Origin of the sequence: Paenarthrobacter sp. NPDC056912, from assembly GCF_042786555.1 — a bacterium.
Taxonomy (GTDB): domain Bacteria; phylum Actinomycetota; class Actinomycetes; order Actinomycetales; family Micrococcaceae; genus Arthrobacter.
Window position 1 is genome coordinate 100,064 of sequence record NZ_JBHUCD010000007.1, and the last position, 19,256, is coordinate 119,319.

A 19,256-nucleotide genomic window follows, 5' to 3' on the forward strand; every position below is an offset into this window, starting at 1 on the left:
GAACCCCTCAGCGATACTGAAAGAGCCTGGCGACACCCGGATGTGGGTGTCGCCAGGCTCTTTCTGTGTCTCGCTAAGGCCCGGCGAGCTCGTCGAGATGGCGTGCGAGCACGCTGGGCATTTGGCTCGACTCCGGCAGTTCCCCGCTCCACAGCCCGTGCATGGCGATTCCGTCCAGAAGTGCACGGAGCCGCTGTGCTTCATACGCGGGATCGCGGCCATTGTAGAACTGGTCCGCTTCGGTCAGGATCTGTAGAGCAGCGTGACATGCGCGATCAACTGCGTCGCTAAGCCTGATCGCAGCAGGACGAAGCTCGCTGTCGGTCAGCGAAAGGACCCCTAGCTGGACTTGCGCAACCAGTTCCAGGCGCCGTTCTTTGTCGAGAGGGAGCAACTGCAGCAGCAGCTCATCAACGAGTGCCCGGCCGGTTAACTCGAGTGCGGCGACCCTTGCGGTCACTCGGTCCTCAATGAGTTGCAGGCAGTACTCCCGAAGGGCATGCTGCGTGGCAAATGCTCGGCGCAACGAAGCGGCGGCAATGCCCGCTTCCGCTGCGACCCCGCGCACTGACAGCCCGGAGAGCCCATCACGTTCGAGGACTCGTAAGGAAGCCTCCGCAATCGCTGCCGTACGTTCCTCTGCGTCGATTCTCCGGGGCATGGGCTTCAGCGCGAAGGAGTAGCAGCCGGCAACACGCGGGCGGCCTTTTTCGGCCAAATCGTGTAGCTCACAGCCCACAGGAAGTCGATTGCGAAGATGATGCCCAGAATGCGAAAGAACCCCGAGAGGGCTGAGGTTCGTTCCGCGTCGTTGACCAGAAGGATGATCGCTCCCAGGGTCGCCGCGGCGATCACGACCGCCAATGCAGTGAGAAGTACATCCCGCCAGCACTTGATCGTGTAGCGGGTTCCCGTGAGTCGTTCCGGCGCAGGTCCGCCGGCGAATCGGTGCTGGAAGCGCGCATCGGCCCATGCCACCATGCGTTTGCCGTAGGCGATGGAAACGCCAATGTAGATCGCCGCCAGTCCGTGCTGCCATGAGGCAGTTCCCCCGCCAAGCAGATCCACGGCGACCAAGGCAAGCAACACAGCATCGATCACCGGGGCAAGGACCAGGAGAGCTCCCCCAAGGCGGGGACGCCGCAGGAGATACCGAGCCGCGAGCCCGGCGAGAATAGCCACCCAGAACGCAACTTCGCACACCACGATTGCGAACAGAATCATTTACGGCCCCCAGACGCTATGCCCCGTCAATCCTTATTAGTACGAGTGTACTCACAAAACTCTTGGAACCGTCTCAAGGCACTTGGTCTACCGCGGCGTTTAGCCGTTCAAATAGGCGGCAATCGATGCTTCCGTGGGCTTGACGTCCTTCAGCTCTTCCGACAGGTAACCCTCGATGATCCGGGGGTCCACGTAGGAGGAACGTGCCACCGAGGGGGTGTTGCCCAAGAGGTCGGAAGTCTCCTTGATGGCCCGCACAATTGCCTGCCTCGGAGTTCCCTTATGGCCGGACTTGATGAGGCACATGGCCGCCGCGGCCGTCCCCTTCCACGTTCGGAAATCCTTGGACGTGTAGGCCTCTCCTGCGATGTCGCGCAGGTATTCGTTGATCATGGACGCATCCACAGAAACCCACGTGCCGTTGGCCTGGTAGGCCAGCAGGCGCTCCTTGCCGGGACGCTCCGCCAGCGGTTCCAGGAAGGATGCCAAGGCGGGATCGTGAATGGAGGTGTCCCACAGCTGGCCGCTCTTGCCCGGGAATTTGAGGAAGACGTCCGGCCCGTCCACGCGCGCGTGGCGGCAGCGGAGGGTGGTGAGGCCGTAGGAGCCGTTCTGCTTCATGTAGATCTCGGAACCGACGCGGAGCGCGCCAAGGTCCATGAACCTCACCGCGGCGGCGAGGGTCTGCTGCCGCGGGTCTGCGGTGCCCTGGAGGTGGACCGTCACATTGCGGCGAACCGTTGGCAGGACAAGGCCCAGCTTGGCAGCCCGGATGAACTTCTCGGTGTCCTTCCGCTCCCGCCAACCAGGGTGGTAAATGTACTGGCTACGTCCCGCGGCATCGACGCCAGTGGCCAGGATGTGCCCGTGCTCGAAGGGGCTGATCCACACATCGGTCCATGCAGGCGGGATCGCCAGCGCATTGATGCGCTGGCGATCCTCCTTGCTGACCAAGCTCCCATCGGGGTGGCGATAGCTGAATCCCGTCCCTGCCCTGCGGCGGACAATACCGGGCCGGGAAAGGTCGCTGCGCTTAAGCCGCGGCACGATCTCTTAGCCCTCTTCGGGATCCGGCGGGTCCGGTTACTGTCAGGCCTCGTCCGGATCCGTCACGGCTGCGCCGGCGTTCATGATTTCGGCATTGATCATCCAGACCAACTGCTCAAGGCGGGCAATGAACGCGTGCAGCAGGTCCGCCGTCGTGGGATCTTCCTCGTCCACTTCGTCATGGACGTCGCGCATGGTCTGGACAGCCCGTTCCACACGATCGGTGACCAGCTTGACGGCGTTCTTGGTGTTGACCAGGCCGGCCGGGAATTCCTCCAATCGCGTGCCCTTGGCGATGGTCGCACTGCGGCCGTCGGGAAGGGCATGAAGGGCCCTCATGCGCTCGGCTGTGTCGTCAGCGAACTGGCGCGTGGCCAGGACGAGCTCGTCCAGTTGGAGGTGGAGGTCGCGGAAGTTCGGACCAACAATGTTCCAGTGGGCCTGCTTGCCCTGGAGCTGTAGCTCGATCAGGTCTGTCAGGACGATTTGAAGGTTGTCTGCAAGCTGCTGTGACGCTTTCATGTGTTCCTCTCTCGGACGGTCAAGTGAGCGAAAAACGTAACCGCCGGGAATTTCCGGCGGCTGCCCAATCATCAAGTGACGACTTCCCCAAGCCTTTCATAAGGGTGCTTAGTAGTACAATGAAGAGTGTTACTGTTCACGACCGGCGAACTTCGCCATCGGCGGAGGGCCGGCAGAACCGCATCGAAGTAAGTAGGAATGCATAGCTGGGAATCGGAGACGTTCGTCAAAGATTCCCCCAGAAAGGAATGTGCTGACCATGAATACGCTTCTGATCATTGCTGGTGTAGTGGCAATTGTCCTTCTCCTTGTGGGTGGCTTCACGCAAGCCCTCAACTGGTTGCTGTGGGTAGGCGTCATCCTCCTCGTAGTCGCGGCCATCGGCTGGCTGCTGAGCTTCATGTCAGGCCGCCGGGGACATACGGTATAGAGCTACGCGCCGCGACCAGAACCGCGCCGCCCGATTACTGATGGTCGGCACGCCTTGAACAATTGCGGACAGTGAGGGCTGTCCCCGCCCCAGCTCAGCTGCGGGCCGGGGCAGTCCTTTGGCGTACGGTCCCGATGCTGACAGTTCCGACCGTAGTCCGGTGCAACGTCGGCGTCCACCAAACAACTACGTGGAGGTGCGCGAATGGCAGAGCCGGACCAGGTTCCCAGGATCGGCAGGAACGAATCCACGGAAGAGCGAATGGACCGCAATTGGATGGAATTGATCCAGGAATTGCGCGTCCTTCAAACCGGAGTGCAAATTCTGGGCGGATTCCTGTTGACGCTCCCCTTCCAATCCCGATTCGCCGACCTGGACGACTGGCAACGGAATCTCTATCTGTTCAACGTGATGACGGCAGCCCTGACCACCGTCCTCATCGTGCTTCCCGTGAGCGTTCACCGCAGGCTCTTCCGCCGGGGGCTCAAAGCTGTCCTTGTCTCCAGCGCCGACATCATCACCAGATGGGCCTTGGCGGGTGTCGCCCTGCTGATTACCGGCTCCGCGTCACTGGTCTTCGACGTGACGGCCGGCAGGACCGCCGGGCTGGTGGCCGGTGCGTGCATCCTGCTGGTGGTCCTGGTCTTCGTGGTGGCAATGCCGCTGTGGCTGCAACGCCGCGCCATCCCCAATAACGGGGATAGCACCAACGGAACCGCCACGAACGGATGACCAGGCTGCGGCCCATCAAGCGAACCATGGAAAGGACGCTCAACCATGCCGGACAAGAAGAACCCCAGCATCAAAGACCCTGAACTTTACGAAGAACTGCGCGAGGACGGCGCGTCCAAGGAGAAAGCGGCCCGCATTTCCAACGCAGCTGCTGCGCAAGGCCGCAAGGAAATAGGCCGCAAGGGTGGAAAGTCCGGCGACTACGACGATTGGACAGTGGACAAGCTCAAGGCGCGGGCCAAGGAACTCGGCATTACGGGCTACTCCGGCAAGAAAAAGTCGGAAATCATCTCAATGCTCCGCAACCACTAGGCGCTAGTCCTGGAGCCGGGGAGCTGGCCTCAGCTTCTTCAACCAAGCTTCACTCTGTGCGATGTGCGCAGCCGTTGCGGTTGCTGCGAGCGTCGGATCCCTGCGGACAATCGCATCCACTATTGCGCTGTGCCCGGCGGTGCTGCCCTCCCGGACTGCCGCCCCTTCTTCGCCGTCGAAGATGTGGAAATGTCCACCCCGGGAACGGAAGAGGCTGACGAGCGCTGCAAGCGTCGAGTTGCCGCTCGCACGGCAGATTTCCTCGTGAAAGCGTGAATCGAGTTCTGAATACTCGGAGGGATTGTCCGTCGCCTCCATGCTGTCCACGAGCGCCGTCAGCCTGGCCAGGACTTCCGGCGTGGCATTCGCGGCCGCGGCTGCCGCAGCATGGGATTCCATCAGACGGCGGATCTCAAAGAGTTCAAGCAATCCGTCCAGCGGCAGCAGGTCCACCAGGAGGGCAAAATTCTGGAGGATGACGGTTGGTTCGAGCGAGGAGACATATGTCCCCGAGCCGTGCCGCGATTCCATGACACCAAGGGCGGACATGGCCCGCACAGCCTCCCGCAACGAACTCCGCGATACGCCGAGCTGGGCGGAGAGCTCTGCCTCCGGCGGGCACTTCTGACCCGCCGCTAGTTCGCCCGAGGCAATCTTGTTTCTTAGGCCCTGCATGGCCGTCTCAACAGCACCCAATGTGTCGCCTCCTCCAGATACCTGTAACACGCTACCGCACCAGCACAACCCCGCAGCCAGTACGTCACGCTGTCATACGTCTAAGCAAAGACATCGTACCTATCCTGATTAAAGATGCTGATTTGCGGTGATTTCGAGGCTTAAGCACTCAAGTCATCTTATGACTATTTCAAGTTGTCCGTTGTCTGGGGAGATTCTGTGATGTAACTTACAAAGCGTTCACTCCTCCCCGACCAAGAAGGACACCGTGTTCCCAGCACCGCTCACGGCACCGCATCCCATGACGACTCCAGAGGGCGAACCCTCAATAGCCGATTGGAGCCTCACCCCGTCCAAGGTCCACCTCAACCACGGTTCCTACGGTTCCGTTCCGCGGGCCGCCCAAGCCATGCAGCTGAGCCTGAAGGAGCGCATGGACGCCAATCCGTGCACGTGGTTCATGGGGCAATTCGAAATGGTCGCCGAGGCAAGGGCGGGGATCGCCGGCTTCCTCAGCGTCAGCCCCCAGGATGTGGCCCTGGTTCACAACGCCAGCGCCGGCGTCAGCACCGTGTACAACTCGCTGAATTTCCCGGCCGGTGCCGAGATCGTCACTACCAACCATGCCTACGGGGCAGTGCTGCAGGGCGCCGAGCGGGTTGCGCGGAAATGTGGCGGACGGGTCCGGATCGCGGATATCCCCCTCAATGCGGACGCTGAGACTGCCTGCGCCCTGGTGATGGCCGAGGTCACCGAAAGGACAGCCCTCATTGTGGTGGACCACATCACGTCCGCCACGGCCCGCGCTTTTCCCGTGGAGGCGATCGCCCAAGCAGCCTCGGTCCTTGGAGTGCCAGTCTTGGTGGACGGCGCCCATGCTCCAGGCGTCTTGGAGTTTCCCGTACCGGATATGGAGGGTTTCTGGGTGGGAAACCTCCACAAGTTCGCCTGCGCTCCCAGGGGCACCGCGGCGCTGGTCGCCCGTGGACCAATGGCCGGAAAGCTGGAGCCATTGATCGATTCCTGGGGGTTCCCCCATGCTTTTCCGGAGAACTTCGACCACGTGGGAACCCAGGACGTGACGTCGTGGATGGCAGCCAACAAGGCCTTCGACACCATCCAGGAACGGTACGGCTGGGCAACATTCCGCAGCTACGCCAAGGAACTCTGCGACTACGGCCAGTCCTTGATTGGCCGGTCCTTTGCGGATGCCACCGGCGAGGACCCACATGTTGAGGTCGGTATGCCGGTTGGGCCCCTTCGCCTTGTTCGGCTGCCGAAGGGTCTCGCCACGACGCACGAGGATTCGCATGCTGTCCGTGCCCACATTTCGGATCAGCTGGACATCGAAACGGCCATCACCACCTTCAACGGCCAAGGTTTCCTGCGGCTCTCTGCACACCTGTACAACTCGCCCCAGGACTACGAAACGTTCGCCGAGAGGGCGGTGCCGGAGCTCGTCCGGCTCGCCCGGGCTTCATAGGTACCCCACACACACAACCAACCACTACGCCGCTCCGCCGGTGCGACGATTGCCCACGCTCAAGACGATTGCCCACGCTCAACAAGTCAATGGAGGATCCACGTGAAATCCAGATTCATCATGTCTGCCGCAGCCGGCCTCGCGGCCGTCCTTGCGCTAGCCGGATGCGGCGGCGCTGAACCTGCCAAAGACGGCAAAGTCACGCTCAAGATGGTGGAAAGCCTCACCAATCCAACGCGGACAGAAACGTTGAAGAAGCTCATTTCCGGCTTCGAACAGGCGAACCCGGATATCAAGGTGGATCTGATCTCACCGCCGACCGATCAGGCTGACCAGAAGATCCAACAGATGCTCCAGTCGGGCAAGGGAATCGATGTCGTCGAGGCCCGTGACATCACCGTGGGATCGTTCGGTGCCAACGACTGGCTGTATGACATGACGGCCGACCTCAAGGGGTGGGATGGCTGGAACAACCTCACGGACAATGCCGTCACCTATTCGAAGCAAAACGGTAAGACCTACTACATTCCTTACGGGTTCTACGGCCTCTCGCTGTTCTACCGCTCCGATGTGGTCAAGGACGCCGGGTTCTCGGGTCCCCCCGCGAGCTGGTCCGAGATGCTGGAGCAAGCGTCCGCCATCAACAAACCGGCTGAAAACAAGTTCGGTTACGCCTTCCGCGGCGGCACCAACGCCAACTCCAACGCCGTCGCCATCATCGAGGCCTACGTGGCTGACGAGATCGACACCGAGAACGCCTTCAAGCTGACCAGCGGCAAGACGATCTTCTCCTCGCCAAAGGCACAAGAAGCCATGGACCTGTACATCGACCTCTTCAAGAAGGGTTCGCCTCCCTCATCCGTGGCTTGGGGTTATCCGGAAATGGTCCAGGGCTTCAGCAACGGCTCAACGTCGTTCCTGCTTCAGGACCCTGAGGTGATCGCCACCGTGCGGGAGTCAAAGTCCATCAAGGAAGATCAGTGGAACGTAGCACCGCTGCTCGTTGGTCCGAGCGGAAAAGCCATCCAACCCGTAGCGTCCGCCGGTTGGGGCGTTGCCCAGAGCAGCAAAACCAAGCCGGAGGCCGTGAAGCTGGTCAAGTATCTCGCCCAGGGTGATGCAGCCACCACGTTCAGCAAGGACAACAGCCTGGTGCCGATCCTGAAGTCGGCCGCCCAGGACAGTTTCTACAGCACCGGCCCTTGGGCCGCGTACGTCAAGATGACGGAAAACCCGCAGACTTACGTCTCTGCCGTCCAGCCGCGCAGTGTGTCGTGGTGGAACGAGTGGATCAAGAAGTCCGACGGCGAGCTCCAGCGCGTCCTGACGGGAAAGATGTCCACCAGCGAGCTCCTCTCCAGCTGGGACACGTACTGGTCCGAAAAGTTGAAAGGCTAGTCTCCAATGAGCCTCGACACAGAGCGCACGGCGCCGCTTCCCTCCCCAAGGAAGGAGGCGGCGCCGGGAGCAGGCCAGGGCAACCTGTCCAAAAGGCGGTTCAATTCCAGGACGGCTTTCACCCTGTTGATCTTCCTGGCTCCTGCGGCGGTGTTCGTCGGCATCTTCACTTACTATCCGATGATCGCCGGCAGCCAGATGGCATTCCGCAATTGGAACCTGAACGATCTCTCCGACACCTCATGGGTAGGGTTCGGCAACTTCGCGAGCCTGCTGGAAACGCCGGAATTCTGGGGAATCGTCCGCAACACGGTGGTGTGGGTGGTGGGTTCCTTGTTACCCCAGGTGGTCATCGGCTTCGCCGTGGCCTTGTTCCTGAAGCGGAAGTTCAGGATGCGCGGGGCGTACCAGGCCATGATCTTCTTCCCTTGGGCGGTGTCCGGATTCCTGATCGGCATGCTCTTCCGGTGGATGTTCAACGCGGAGTTCGGCGTCATCAATGACCTCCTGATGAAGGCGGGGATCATCGGCTCGCCCATCCCGTGGTTGTCCGACCCGGGCTTTGCGATGACCGCCATCATCATTGCCAACATCTGGTACGGCGTCACGTTCTTCGCCATCATGATCCTCGCCGCACTGCAATCCGTCTCCGACGAAATGTACGAGGCCGCGGCCTTGGACGGGGCCGGGAAGGTACGGACGTTCTTCAACATCACGTTGCCGAGCATCGCCACCACGTTGGCGTTGACCATCCTGCTGCGAGTGATCTGGATTTTCAATTTCCCTGACATCATCTTCGCCATGACCGGCGGCGGTCCAGCTGACCAGACGCACATCATCACCACCTACATGATCAAAATTACGCAGGAGGGCGACTACGGAAAGGCGTCCGCCCTCGGGCTGATCGTGGTGGTCACGCTTGTGCTTTTCGCCGCCTTCTACCTCATGGCCGTCCGTCTTCGAAAGAGTGCCCGATGATCAATCAACAGAGCCTCATGGGCCGCGCCGGAAAGATTGTTTTCCTCGGAGCCTGCCTCGTCGCCACGGTGTTTCCGCTGTACTGGATCATCCTGACTTCCCTCAAGGAGCCTGGCGCCATCTATTCGCTGCCTCTGGATTACTGGCCGCGGCAACTGTCCCTGGAAAACTACATCGGGCTCTTCACCAAGTCCGATTTCGGCCAGTACATGCTCAACAGCTTGGTGGTGGCCCTGGTGGCCTCGTCCGTGGCAACGCTGATCTCCTTGCTCTCGGCCTATGTCCTTGCCCGTTTCCATTTCGCCGGACGCGGCGCCGTGCTGGGTGCGTTCCTGATAACCCAGATGATTCCCGGCTTCATCGCCCTGGGACCGCTTTACCTGATGATGAGCAACTTCGGGCTGGTGGATTCCAAGACAGGCCTGATCCTGATCTACATCGCCATTTGCATCCCGTTCTGCACCATCATGCTCCGGGGATTCTTCGAAAACGTCCCTGACGCCCTTGAAGAAGCGGCGATGATTGATGGCTGTTCCCGGCTGGCTGCGCTTTTCAGGGTCATCGTTCCCGTGATGCTGCCCGGTATTGCAGCGAGTTTTGTCTTCAACTTCGTCAATTGCTGGAACGAACTGTTCTTGTCCGTGACCCTGATGAACAGCGACAGCAACAAGACTATTCCGACGGCGTTGGCCGGCTTTATCTCAAGTTTCAACATTGATTGGGGTTCCATGTCCGCTGCCGCGGTCCTGACGGTAGTGCCGACGCTGGTGATCTTCGCCTTTGCGAGCAAGTTCATTGTCCAAGGTCTGACAGCCGGCTCCGTCAAGGGTTAAGCCCCGTATGAACCGAACCGTCGGGCGCCCCTCAAGGCGCCCGACGCCGGTTCACGCCTTTTTCTTGGCCCGCGCCTTGGGCTTGCTGGCAGTCTTGCTGGCGGCAGCGTCGTCGTCGGACGCTTTTTCCTTGCCGCGCTTCTTGTCGAGGCTGCGCTTGAGCGCTTCCATGAGGTCGATGACGTCGCCGCCTTCGCCCTCGCCTTCCACCACGCCGAACGTGGCCTCAGTATCCAAGGCCTCGCCCTTCTCCAGCTTGGCCTCGATCAGGGTCTTCAACTGTGCCTGGTAGTCGTCGGTGTATTCGTCGGGATCAAAGTCATGCGCCATCGATTCCACCAAGGCCGAGGACATTTCGAGTTCCTTGTCAGAGATCTTGATGTCGGTTTCCAAGGACGGGAACTTGGCTTCGCGGACTTCATCTCCCCACAGGAGCGCCTGCAGCAGCAGCACATCGCCGCGCACCCGCAGCGCCCCCAGCCGGGTCTTCTGCCGCAGTGCATACTGGACGATCGCAATCCTGTCCGAGTCCTCCAGCGTCTGCCGCAGCAGCATGTAGGCCTTGGGAGACTTTGAATCCGGTTCAAGGAAATAGCTGCGCTCATACATGATGGGGTCCAACTGCTCGGCGGGGATGAACTCCACCACCTCGATTTCGCGGCTGTTCTCTTCCGGCAGGGACTTCAATTCGGCTGCAGTGAGGACTACTGTCCGGCCTTCTTCTTCGTAGGCCTTGTCGATATCCTCATAAGCCACCACTTCGCTGCAGATCTCGCACTTACGCTGGTACCGGATGCGGCCGCCGTCCTTGTTGTGGACCTGGTGCAGGCCAATATCGTGATCCTCCGTGGCACTGTAGAGCTTCACTGGTACGTTGACCAGACCGAACGCGATAGATCCCTTCCATATGGCCCTCATGCACACAGTCAACAGCACAAGACAGCAGAGGAGAAGAGGTGGCAGGCAAGCAACAAGAGCGGGTGAACGTGGAAGGCCACGAGCTCACCCTCACCAACCTGGGCAAAATCATCTACCCGGAAACCGGCACCACCAAGGCCGAAGTGCTGGAGTACTACGCCGCCGTGGCACCGTTCCTCATTCCGGCCGCGGCCAACAGGCCCGTCACCCGCAAGCGCTGGGTCAACGGCGTGGGCACGGCCGAGAACCCGGGCCAGGTGTTCTTCCAAAAGAACCTGGAGGACTCCGCGCCCAAGTGGATACCGCGTGCCACCATCCACCACTCCGACCACACCAACGACTACCCCATGGTCAACAACCTGGCCACGCTGACGTGGATGGCCCAGATCGCGTCCTTGGAGATCCACGTTCCGCAGTGGCAGGTGGACGCTTCCGGGAAGCCGCTCCGGCCTGATCGCTTTGTGCTGGACCTCGATCCCGGTCCCGGCGCGGGCCTCCCCGAGTGCGTCGAAGTGGCCAAGCTGGCCCGCTCCATCCTTCAGGACATGGGCATGGAACCGGTTCCCGTCACCAGCGGCAGCAAAGGCATCCACCTTTATACGGGGTTGGACGGCACACTGAAATCCGAGCAGGTTTCCGCTTTCGCCCACGAGCTCGCCCGCGCTTTGGAGTCCGATCATCCCGAGCTGGTAGTCAGCGACATGAAGAAGTCCCTCCGGCACGGCAAGGTGTTGGTGGACTGGAGCCAGAACAGCGGGAACAAGACCACCATCGTGCCTTACTCACTGCGAGGCCGAGCCTTCCCTACTGTTGCCGCGCCGCGCACCTGGCGGGAACTCGCCTCACCGTCGCTGGACCACCTCGATTACACCGCCGTGATGAAACGGGTGGCCACCGGCAAGGACCACTTCGCCTCGATTTCCGACCGGCACCTGCCGCCGCACGGCGAGGACGCGGATGACGACGGCGGCGCTGCCGGAGGCAGTTCGGGCACTGTCAGTTCGGGCACCGTCGGGTCCGTCTCCCGGGAGCGGCTGGTGACGGTGGAGAACCGTCTCGCCAAGTACGTCGGGATGCGCGATCCGGAGAAAACCCCGGAGCCGTTCCCGTCGTCGTCGGACGCTGTTGCCTGGGCCGCCACCGGCGGGGCACTGTCCGGCACCTCGTCCTCGGAGCAGCCGAAGCCGGGCGACCCACCGCCACCCGGCGGCATCTTCGTGATCCAGGAGCACCACGCCCGCCGGTACCACCTGGACTTCAGGCTGGAGCATGAGGGCGTGCTGGTGTCCTGGGCACTGCCGCGTGGCGTGCCCGAAACACCGGACCGCAACAACCTGGCCGTGCACACCGAGGACCACCCCATGGACTACGCGACCTTCGCGGGAGTGATTCCCAAGGGAGAGTACGGTGCGGGGACCATCAGCATCTGGGACCGCGGCGAGTTCACGTGCGAGAAGTGGCGCGACGGCAAGGAAGTGATCGCGACCCTCACGGGCGAGCCTGGCGGCGGACTGGGAGGGACCAAGCGTTTTGCGCTGATCAACACGGGTCAGAACTGGCTCATTCACCTGATGAAGGAGCAGCCGGGCGGGCGGCGGACAGCCAAGGCCATGCCAGCCAAGCCGGCCACCCAGGAGCCCACTCCCCAGCCCATGCCCGACTACGCACCCATGCTCGCCACCGCGGGATCCGCCGCTGAGCTGCACGGCGATGACTGGCTGTTCGAGCTGAAATGGGACGGCATCCGGGCGATCATCACGGGCACGGAGGGCAGGATCCGCTTGATGAGCCGCAACGGGAACGACCTCACAGCCACCTATCCCGAACTCATCGACCGCGCCTGCTGGCCTGAAGGCGACTTTGTGGCCGACGGCGAGATCGTGGCACTCGGAAAGGGCTCCCGGCCCGACTTTGGACGGCTGCAGCTTCGGATGAACCTGGTCAAAACCGCGGACATCGAGCGTGCCCGGGCATCGGTTCCGGTGCAGCTCATGCTGTTCGATCTTCTGTACGACGGCGGCACGGACCTGAGCGGCCTGCCTTTCAGCGAGCGCCGCGACAGGCTGGCAGGTTTCGCGGGACGATTGCGCGCGGGATGCCCGCTGCACCTTTCAGCCGTCCTGGACCACGATGCGGAGGACCTCATGTCAAGTGCCGCCGAGCTGGGCCTGGAAGGCGTGATGGCGAAGAAGGCCGATAGCCGCTACGTGAGCGGCCGCCGCAGCAGGTCCTGGATCAAGCTCAAGCTGGAGCAGAGCCAGGAAGTGGTGGTGGGTGGCTGGCGGCCCGGAGCTGGAGCCCGGAGCGGGACGTTTGGCGCGCTGCTGCTGGGCATCCCCGACGGCGACAAACTGCACTATGTGGGCCGGGTGGGCAGCGGATTCAAGGATTGGCAGCTGCGGGAAATCATGGAAAAACTGGAGCCACGCGTGGTGGCAGATTCTCCCTTCGCCGACATCCCCCGCGAGGACGCTGCGGGTGCCCAGTGGGTGAGTCCTGATCTCGTGGCCGAGGTGACTTTCGGTGAATGGACCGGCCCGGGGCGGCTGCGGCATCCCGTATGGCGTGGGTGGCGTCCGGACAAGTCCCCTTCAGACGTGAGCCAGCCCAACTAACTGGCATTAGCGGTTGTTCTGAGCGCTCAAAACAACCACAAATGCTAGTCAGTTGGGCTGGCTGCGCTGGGTGTGGCTACTAGGAGGAGTGCGGCATTTGCGGACGACTGGTCCGGTGGACGGCCGTCACAGCTGCTCCCTGACCCATGCGTCCGTGGGCCTGGCCCCGATCTTTCGGATGCCGGCGTTTACCGTTTCCGTCCGGCCACTGGGAGTTCTGGTCCGCGCCCAAGGCCACCGCAACGGTTGCCGGTTCGGGCATCGGAGCCATGTCCATGGACTCCGCCAAGTGACTGGCGACCTCGGGATTGATGTTCTCTGCTGCATGCTTCGCAGTCATTGTTCTTCCTTTCTGCAATGAAACGAAGGGACTTTCCATACTAGGTGTGCTGACGGCTGTTGTCTGCAGGAATTAACTGGCTGCAGGTTTTACCAGCGGACCTTCTTCTCCGTCTTGGCCTGCTTGCCGCTGGCGGACGTGGGCTTGTGGCCCTTGCCGGTGCTTTGCCAGCCGGCGGGGGCGCCACCTCCGGACTTGCTGGCGAGCATCGCCCTTTGGGCATCGGTCAGTTTGGATTTGATGCCACCGGAAGCGGGAGCCTTGGAGGTGCTCTCCGGCTCAGTGGTCTCCGGGGTGTTGTTGTCGGAAGGGTTGGCAGTCATACGTGGACTCCTAAAGGTGTGAGTCCTGTAGAGACACTTATCCCATGACGTTTGCGGTGCGAGAAAAGGCGTCGACAACGGGAACGGCATGGAGGCAGGGCCTCAACAGGCGTGGATTTTTGTCAGGTCAAACGCGGCAGCATGCTCAACGGCACACGCCGGTCTACTCAAAAATCAGTGTTCCCATGACTCATACCCTAACCAAGATCCTGCGGATTTGTGAACCCCTTGGCTAGCATGGCAAACGTGACCCGGAGAATGTCCATCGCCACCACCTTGCGCGCTGCCGGCTGTGTGTTCGCCGACGACGAAGCCCGCATCCTGATGGACGCCGCCCACACTTCGGAGGAACTGGCCCGCATGGTGGACCGGAGAGTCCGTGGATTGCCCCTGGAACACATCGTGGGGTGGGTGGATTTCTGCGGCAGCCGCATGGCCGTGGAGCCCGGCGTGTTTGTCCCGCGGCGTCGCACGGAGTTCCTGGTGCGGCAGGCATCGATGATCGCCAAGCCCGGTGCCGTCGTCGTCGATCTTTGCTGTGGCTCGGGTGCGGTAGGTGCGGCGCTCAGCGACCTCTTGGGGCGCTGCGAGCTACACGCAGCGGACGTGGATCCGGCGGCGACTCACTGTGCACGTCTCAACGTCGAGCCCCGTGGCGGCCGCGTCCATCAAGGTGACCTTTATGGGGCACTCCCGCTGGAACTCCTCGGGAAAGTGGACGTGCTGCTGGCCAACGCGCGCTATGTGCCCACAGGGTCCATAGGGATGATGCCGCCGGAAGCCCGGCTGCACGAGCCGATGGTGGCGCTCGACGGCGGCGCTGACGGTTTGGTCGTGCAGCGCCGGGTTGCGCATGGGGCAGCTGAGTGGCTGGCGCCGGGTGGGTCGCTGTTGATTGAAACGTCGGAGTCACAGGCCTTGGAGACCGCAAGGATCTTGGAGGAGTCCGGGCTGTTGGCAAGCGTGGTCTCGGACGGGGAACTGGACGCCACAGTGGTACTCGGGTCGAACCGCGGGATCCAGCAAACCATCAGTTTTTGACCCGTTTTTTACGCCGTTTGGTGGGCTTGGCTAAACAATTTGGTAACAACGTGCTCTGGAGGGCAAAAACGGGTCAACATCCGCGTCATTGCAGGGTAAGAGCGGGCAATGAGATGCAACACAGCTAGGCAATTTGCACCCTCAAACAGCCCAAAAATACGATCTCAACTCGGGTTTTGAGGCAAAACCACGTAAAATTGAAACCCTGCCCAGAGCGGGGCAGCAGAAGTCGCAAGCAAATGACCTCCCTAGGAGAAGCCCAAATGCCCACAGACCAAAGCAAGACCGTCTCTCCGGATGGCGCAAGGAACGCCACCGGGAACCAGGTATCGGCAGGCCACACCCCGGCCGCCGCAAACGCAGCAAACGCAGTAAAGAACGCCGCAAAGAAAACGAAGCTTCGCCCGAAGCGCCGGTTGAAAGAATCCGACGTCAACGTGGTGGACAAGCCGATGCTGAGGAAAGCACTCGGCGGCACGATCGTCGGCAACACCATGGAATGGTACGACGTCGGTGTTTTCGGCTACCTCATCACCACCATGGGCCCTGTCTTCCTGCCGGAAGCAGACAAGTCCGTCCAGACACTCTTCCTTCTGGGCACCTTCGCCGCAACCTTCATCGCGCGCCCCCTCGGTGGCGTCGTGTTCGGTTGGCTCGGCGACAAGGTTGGCCGCCAGAAGGTACTTGCAGCAACACTGATGCTGATGGCGGCAAGTACGTTCGCCGTCGGCCTCCTGCCCGGCTACGCGCAGATCGGCATCTGGGCCGCCGCGTTGCTGGTCATCCTGAAGCTCGTCCAGGGCTTCTCCACCGGTGGCGAGTACGCCGGTGCCACCACGTTCGTCAGCGAATATGCTCCGGACAAGCGCCGCGGCTACTTCGCGAGCTTCCTGGACATGGGCAGCTACATCGGCTTCGCCCTTGGTGCCGCGCTGGTGTCCGTTCTTCAGCTCACGCTGGGACAGGCCGCCATGGAGGAATGGGGTTGGAGGATTCCGTTCCTGATCGCTGGTCCCCTGGGCCTCATCGCGGTGTACTTCCGTAGCAAGATCGAGGAATCTCCCCAGTTCCAGGCCACCCTGGACGCCCAGGAAGCTTCTGCCAAGGACGCTGCATCGCAGGATGCAGCCGTCGCCAAGGGCCCCATTGGCATCATCAAGGCCTACTGGCGCCAGATCGTGCTGGCCATGATCCTCGCAGCCGCAGCCAACACCGTTGGTTACGCACTGACCTCGTACATGCCCACGTACCTCACGGACTCCAAGGGCTACGATCCCGTCCACGGCACCCTGCTGACCATCCCGGTCCTGGTGATCATGGCCGTCTGTATCCCCCTCACCGGCAAGTTGTCCGACCGTATCGGGCGCCGTCCGGTGCTGTGGATCGGCGCAGGCAGCACCATCGTCTTCGCCATCCCCGCCTTCCTGCTGATCGGCGTTGGCGAGATCTGGTCCACACTGGCCGGCCTTGCCCTCATCGCGTTCCCGGTAACGTTCTACATTGCCAACCTGGCCTCGGCCCTGCCGGCACTGTTCCCGACGTCCAGCCGCTACGGCGGAATGGGCATCGCTTACAACTTCTCGGTTGCGATCTTCGGTGGCACCACACCGTTCATCGTCCAGGGGCTCATCGAGGGCACCGGCGACGACATGATGCCGGCGTACTACCTGATGGCAACGTCCGTCGTGGGCGCGATCGCCATCTACTTCCTGCGTGAATCCGCCCAGCGCCCGCTGCCGGGCTCCATGCCCAGCGTGGACACCCAGGCAGAGGCACGCGAGCTCGTTGCCACGCAGGACACCAACCCGCTCATCAACCTGGACGAGATGCCGTTCGACGGCCAGCCCATTGATGACTCCGTGTTTGGCCGCCGCGACAAGGACTTGACCCCCGCTTAGGAATTCTTTGCCTGCAACTTCTGCATAGCGATTCAGCTGGTTCGCGGCAGCTTGCCGCCCACCGTAGCCACCAACCTCAAGGCGCTCTCCTTGATGTTGGTGGCTACGGCTGTTAAATCCCCAATTGGGATTGCACTGCCTCGCCAATAATGCGCGCACCTTCCGGGAATCCGCCGGGGTTTGGGCCGGCGTAGTTGAGCCTGATGTAGGGTCCCTCGGGTTCAGCGGGGAACCACTCCGTCCCTGCTGCAATGAGCACACCGGCTGCCTCGCAATCCTTGGTGAGTTGCTCGACGTCGAACCCGTCCGGCATCCGCAGCCACAAGTTCAAGCCGCCCTTGGGCAGGTGGCTGAGGTGCGCCTGCGGAACGTGGTCGCGCAGGCTGGTGACCAGGAGGTCGCGCCGGGACTGCAGCTGATGACTGAGTCCACGAAGGTGTGTTTGCCACCCCGGCTGAGTGACGACGTCGAGCGCTGCCGCCTGCAGCAGGCCGCTGACGTACATCGATTCTGCGGCCTGCGCGCCCATGATCCGCTCACGTGCGGGACCGCGGGCGATGACCGCCGCGATGCGGATGGACGGTGAGACGCTCTTGGTCAGGGAGCGGATGTACACCACGTGGCCGGAGTCGTCCTTGGCGGCAATCGGGACCGACGGAGTGGTGATGCCGAAGTCGTGCGCCCAGTCGTCCTCCACAAGGAACGCTCCGTGGCGCTGGACGATCCGCAGGACTTCCTCGCCGCGCTCGGCTGACCACTGGGCTCCCGTTGGATTCGCGAAGTTGGGCTGGGCATAGAACAGCCTCGCACCGGATTCCTCGAAGGCCCTGTCCAGTTCGTCGGGGTCCGGCCCATCGGGGCCGCTCGGCACAGGAATCACGTTCACCCCGGCCTGGCCGGCGGCCAGCAGCGCACCCCAGTAGCTGGGCGACTCCACCAACAATGGTTGCCCGTGTCCCACCAGCCCGCGGAAAATCGAGCTGAGTCCGCTCTGGCTTCCGGGAAGTACGACGACGTCGCTCGGCTGGGGCGGGGCGACGCCAACCGGCGTTGAGGTGCCGAGCTCCTGCGCGAACCAGGATTGCAGTTCCGGAAGGCCTTGCGCGGGCGGTCGCGACAGGGCCGCGTCTCCCCTCGCGGCGCGTGTCAGTGCGGCGCGGACCAGCCTTTCCGGCAGAAGCTCACGGGCCGGATAGCCGGAGTGGAAGGCGATGACGTCATTGGAGGCGCTGCGCATCGCGGCGGAGTTCAAGGGGCGCGCAGTTTGTGCCGAACGCAGGGCTGCGGTCTGCCAGCCGTAGTCGGCCGGCCTGGCGGTGCGATACGCCCGGACGAAGGTACCCACACCGGGACGGCTCTCAATCAGACCTTGTGCTGTAAGGGTCCTCAGTGCCTTCTGGACGGTGACCGGGCTCGCTTGGTACTCGGCCACGAGTTGGCGGGTGGATGGCAGCTTTGCCCCCGGAGCGGCTCCAGCGATCCATTCTTTTACTCGCGAGACGATGCGGGAGCTGCTATCGTTATTCATGAGTCACAATAGTAGCGCTACTACACTTTCGCGGCCAGTGGTATCCACAAAGACATCAACCGGTATCTGGTGGGGGCTCCTGGGAGTTGTTGCCTTTTCCTTCACTGTCCCACTCACACGGGTTGCTGTGGAGGGCATGTCTCCCCTTTTCATTGGGGCCGGCCGGGCAGTGGTTGCTGCAATCCTTGCAGCGCTTGCCCTCGGCCTGACACGTCAGCACTTTCCGCGCGGCATCCAATGGTTCCGGTTGGCAGTAGTTGCCGGCGGAATCGTTGCCGGCTTCCCGTTACTCACCACCTTCGCTCTCACCAGCACCTCCGCGAGCCACGGCGCCGTGGTGATCGCGCTACTGCCTGCGGCCACGGCAACGGTAGCGGTGATCCGGGGCCGCGAACGTCCACGTCCGCTGTTCTGGGTACTGACCGCGGTGGGCGTTGTAGCCGCACTGGTGTTTGCGCTGGTCCAGTCCGGCGGCTTCGGTTCGCTCCACTGGGCAGACTTGCTGTTGCTCGGGGCCGTACTGGCCGCAGCCATCGGTTATGCCGAAGGCGGGTTGCTGGCCCGCGAACTTGGTTCCTGGCAGACGATTTCCTGGGCCTTGGTGGTGGCGTCACCGGTAATGGTGCTGCTGACGATGGTTTCTTTGGGTTCGGGAATGCCTTCCGCAACACCCGTCCAATGGCTGTCCTTCGCGTACTTGGGCGTGGTGAGCATGTTCCTGGGCTTCTTCGCCTGGTACCGCGGACTCGCCATCGGGCCCATGGCGCAGGTCAGCCAGATTCAGCTGGTCCAGCCCGTCATGACCATCGCCTGGGCCGGTCTCCTGCTTGGCGAGTCGATGACGTGGACCACCGTGGTGGGTGGCTTGGCGGTGATCCTCTGCGCAGGTGCCGCTGTCCGCGTGAGGCTCAACCCGGCGTCGAGCTCTTAACGCACCTGCCGTTCCCAACGCACCTGAA

Annotated in this window: 20 protein-coding genes; 11 read left to right on the forward strand and 9 right to left on the reverse strand. The window is 62.2% G+C overall.

From position 1 onward, the window contains the following. Positions 1–73 precede the first annotated feature (73 nt). From ACFRJ9_RS09760 to ACFRJ9_RS09775, 4 genes are all read right to left on the reverse strand, one after another. Entirely contained in the window at positions 74–661 is a 588-nt protein-coding gene (locus ACFRJ9_RS09760) for a TetR/AcrR family transcriptional regulator (protein ID WP_377666899.1), read from the reverse strand. A gap of 5 nt (positions 662–666) precedes the next feature. After that, on the reverse strand, positions 667–1,224 hold the full coding sequence (locus ACFRJ9_RS09765; protein ID WP_377666902.1) for a hypothetical protein: 558 nt from the start codon (positions 1,222–1,224) through the stop codon (positions 667–669). 99 nt (positions 1,225–1,323) lie between these two features. Then, positions 1,324–2,271 (reverse strand): DNA topoisomerase IB, encoded by a 948-nt coding sequence (locus ACFRJ9_RS09770; protein WP_377666904.1) that lies wholly within the window; start codon positions 2,269–2,271, stop codon positions 1,324–1,326. A 42-nt stretch (positions 2,272–2,313) separates the two neighbouring features. Then, on the reverse strand, positions 2,314–2,793 hold the full coding sequence (locus tag ACFRJ9_RS09775) for a Dps family protein (protein WP_014920468.1): 480 nt from the start codon (positions 2,791–2,793) through the stop codon (positions 2,314–2,316). A 259-nt stretch (positions 2,794–3,052) separates the two neighbouring features. Here ACFRJ9_RS09775 and ACFRJ9_RS09780 point away from each other — a divergent pair, with 259 nt between their 5' ends. From ACFRJ9_RS09780 to ACFRJ9_RS09790, 3 genes are all read left to right on the forward strand, one after another. After that, positions 3,053–3,223: a hypothetical protein gene (locus ACFRJ9_RS09780; protein WP_200846824.1), complete on the forward strand. Its 171-nt coding sequence runs from the start codon at positions 3,053–3,055 to the stop codon at positions 3,221–3,223. Between the two features lie 204 nt (positions 3,224–3,427). After that, a complete protein-coding gene (locus ACFRJ9_RS09785; RefSeq protein ID WP_377666906.1) occupies positions 3,428–3,955 on the forward strand; it encodes a DUF6328 family protein in 528 nt (175 codons plus the stop codon). A gap of 45 nt (positions 3,956–4,000) precedes the next feature. Beyond that, entirely contained in the window at positions 4,001–4,267 is a 267-nt protein-coding gene (locus ACFRJ9_RS09790; RefSeq protein ID WP_377666907.1) for a Rho termination factor N-terminal domain-containing protein, read from the forward strand. Positions 4,268–4,270: 3 nt separating this feature from the next. Here ACFRJ9_RS09790 and ACFRJ9_RS09795 read toward each other — a convergent pair whose 3' ends face one another. Next, the gene (locus ACFRJ9_RS09795) at positions 4,271–4,963 is read right to left on the reverse strand and encodes a FadR/GntR family transcriptional regulator (protein ID WP_377666910.1); all 693 of its coding nucleotides are present in this window, start codon (positions 4,961–4,963) and stop codon (positions 4,271–4,273) included. Positions 4,964–5,210: 247 nt separating this feature from the next. Between ACFRJ9_RS09795 and ACFRJ9_RS09800 the strand changes: the two genes are divergently transcribed. The 4 genes from ACFRJ9_RS09800 to ACFRJ9_RS09815 all read left to right on the forward strand — a co-directional run bounded on the left by ACFRJ9_RS09800 (position 5,211) and on the right by ACFRJ9_RS09815 (position 9,634). After that, positions 5,211–6,425 (forward strand): aminotransferase class V-fold PLP-dependent enzyme, encoded by a 1,215-nt coding sequence (locus ACFRJ9_RS09800; RefSeq protein WP_377666912.1) that lies wholly within the window; start codon positions 5,211–5,213, stop codon positions 6,423–6,425. 102 nt (positions 6,426–6,527) lie between these two features. Beyond that, positions 6,528–7,823: an ABC transporter substrate-binding protein gene (locus tag ACFRJ9_RS09805; protein WP_377666913.1), complete on the forward strand. Its 1,296-nt coding sequence runs from the start codon at positions 6,528–6,530 to the stop codon at positions 7,821–7,823. A 6-nt stretch (positions 7,824–7,829) separates the two neighbouring features. Further along, on the forward strand, positions 7,830–8,801 hold the full coding sequence (locus tag ACFRJ9_RS09810; protein ID WP_377666916.1) for a carbohydrate ABC transporter permease: 972 nt from the start codon (positions 7,830–7,832) through the stop codon (positions 8,799–8,801). Beyond that, the gene (locus tag ACFRJ9_RS09815) at positions 8,798–9,634 is read left to right on the forward strand and encodes a carbohydrate ABC transporter permease (protein WP_377666917.1); all 837 of its coding nucleotides are present in this window, start codon (positions 8,798–8,800) and stop codon (positions 9,632–9,634) included. The genes ACFRJ9_RS09810 and ACFRJ9_RS09815 overlap by 4 nt, the downstream gene beginning before the upstream one ends. Positions 9,635–9,685: 51 nt before the next feature. Here ACFRJ9_RS09815 and ACFRJ9_RS09820 read toward each other — a convergent pair whose 3' ends face one another. Further along, a complete protein-coding gene (locus tag ACFRJ9_RS09820) occupies positions 9,686–10,552 on the reverse strand; it encodes a Ku protein (RefSeq protein WP_377666919.1) in 867 nt (288 codons plus the stop codon). A 38-nt stretch (positions 10,553–10,590) separates the two neighbouring features. On the opposite strand from ACFRJ9_RS09820, the gene ACFRJ9_RS09825 reads away from it, so the two are divergent. Next, a complete protein-coding gene (locus ACFRJ9_RS09825; RefSeq protein WP_377666922.1) occupies positions 10,591–13,167 on the forward strand; it encodes an ATP-dependent DNA ligase in 2,577 nt (858 codons plus the stop codon). 79 nt (positions 13,168–13,246) lie between these two features. Here the strand turns inward: ACFRJ9_RS09825 and ACFRJ9_RS09830 are convergent, their stop codons facing one another. After that, positions 13,247–13,507, reverse strand: a complete 261-nt coding sequence (locus tag ACFRJ9_RS09830) for a hypothetical protein (RefSeq protein ID WP_377666925.1) — start codon at positions 13,505–13,507, stop codon at positions 13,247–13,249. Positions 13,508–13,596: 89 nt separating this feature from the next. Continuing rightward, positions 13,597–13,830 carry a hypothetical protein gene (locus ACFRJ9_RS09835; RefSeq protein WP_377666928.1) on the reverse strand — a complete coding sequence of 78 codons (234 nt, stop codon included), beginning with the start codon at positions 13,828–13,830 and terminating at the stop codon, positions 13,597–13,599. A gap of 237 nt (positions 13,831–14,067) precedes the next feature. Here ACFRJ9_RS09835 and ACFRJ9_RS09840 point away from each other — a divergent pair, with 237 nt between their 5' ends. Both ACFRJ9_RS09840 and ACFRJ9_RS09845 read left to right on the forward strand, forming a co-directional pair. After that, positions 14,068–14,871, forward strand: a complete 804-nt coding sequence (locus ACFRJ9_RS09840; protein ID WP_377666931.1) for a putative protein N(5)-glutamine methyltransferase — start codon at positions 14,068–14,070, stop codon at positions 14,869–14,871. Between the two features lie 263 nt (positions 14,872–15,134). Beyond that, entirely contained in the window at positions 15,135–16,769 is a 1,635-nt protein-coding gene (locus ACFRJ9_RS09845) for an MFS transporter (protein ID WP_377666933.1), read from the forward strand. 112 nt (positions 16,770–16,881) lie between these two features. Here the strand turns inward: ACFRJ9_RS09845 and ACFRJ9_RS09850 are convergent, their stop codons facing one another. Further along, positions 16,882–18,297: a PLP-dependent aminotransferase family protein gene (locus tag ACFRJ9_RS09850; protein WP_377666934.1), complete on the reverse strand. Its 1,416-nt coding sequence runs from the start codon at positions 18,295–18,297 to the stop codon at positions 16,882–16,884. On the opposite strand from ACFRJ9_RS09850, the gene ACFRJ9_RS09855 reads away from it, so the two are divergent. After that, positions 18,296–19,228 (forward strand): DMT family transporter, encoded by a 933-nt coding sequence (locus ACFRJ9_RS09855; RefSeq protein WP_377666936.1) that lies wholly within the window; start codon positions 18,296–18,298, stop codon positions 19,226–19,228. The two genes, ACFRJ9_RS09850 and ACFRJ9_RS09855, sit on opposite strands and share 2 nt — an antisense overlap. Positions 19,229–19,256 lie beyond the last annotated feature (28 nt).

Excerpts from the sequence above, each read along its gene's own strand:
- ACFRJ9_RS09835 (WP_377666928.1), bottom strand. The coding sequence starts at position 13,830 with ATGACTGCCAACCCTTCCGACAACAACACCCCGGAGACCACTGAGCCG.
- ACFRJ9_RS09760 (WP_377666899.1), bottom strand. The coding sequence starts at position 661 with ATGCCCCGGAGAATCGACGCAGAGGAACGTACGGCAGCGATTGCGGAG.
- ACFRJ9_RS09845 (WP_377666933.1), top strand. The coding sequence starts at position 15,135 with ATGCCCACAGACCAAAGCAAGACCGTCTCTCCGGATGGCGCAAGGAAC.
- ACFRJ9_RS09855 (WP_377666936.1), top strand. The coding sequence starts at position 18,296 with ATGAGTCACAATAGTAGCGCTACTACACTTTCGCGGCCAGTGGTATCC.
- ACFRJ9_RS09810 (WP_377666916.1), top strand. The coding sequence starts at position 7,830 with ATGAGCCTCGACACAGAGCGCACGGCGCCGCTTCCCTCCCCAAGGAAG.
- ACFRJ9_RS09815 (WP_377666917.1), top strand. The coding sequence starts at position 8,798 with ATGATCAATCAACAGAGCCTCATGGGCCGCGCCGGAAAGATTGTTTTC.
- ACFRJ9_RS09820 (WP_377666919.1), bottom strand. The coding sequence starts at position 10,552 with ATGAGGGCCATATGGAAGGGATCTATCGCGTTCGGTCTGGTCAACGTA.
- ACFRJ9_RS09850 (WP_377666934.1), bottom strand. The coding sequence starts at position 18,297 with ATGAATAACGATAGCAGCTCCCGCATCGTCTCGCGAGTAAAAGAATGG.
- ACFRJ9_RS09780 (WP_200846824.1), top strand. The coding sequence starts at position 3,053 with ATGAATACGCTTCTGATCATTGCTGGTGTAGTGGCAATTGTCCTTCTC.
- ACFRJ9_RS09785 (WP_377666906.1), top strand. The coding sequence starts at position 3,428 with ATGGCAGAGCCGGACCAGGTTCCCAGGATCGGCAGGAACGAATCCACG.
- ACFRJ9_RS09840 (WP_377666931.1), top strand. The coding sequence starts at position 14,068 with ATGGCAAACGTGACCCGGAGAATGTCCATCGCCACCACCTTGCGCGCT.
- ACFRJ9_RS09790 (WP_377666907.1), top strand. The coding sequence starts at position 4,001 with ATGCCGGACAAGAAGAACCCCAGCATCAAAGACCCTGAACTTTACGAA.
- ACFRJ9_RS09775 (WP_014920468.1), bottom strand. The coding sequence starts at position 2,793 with ATGAAAGCGTCACAGCAGCTTGCAGACAACCTTCAAATCGTCCTGACA.
- ACFRJ9_RS09830 (WP_377666925.1), bottom strand. The coding sequence starts at position 13,507 with ATGACTGCGAAGCATGCAGCAGAGAACATCAATCCCGAGGTCGCCAGT.
- ACFRJ9_RS09765 (WP_377666902.1), bottom strand. The coding sequence starts at position 1,224 with ATGATTCTGTTCGCAATCGTGGTGTGCGAAGTTGCGTTCTGGGTGGCT.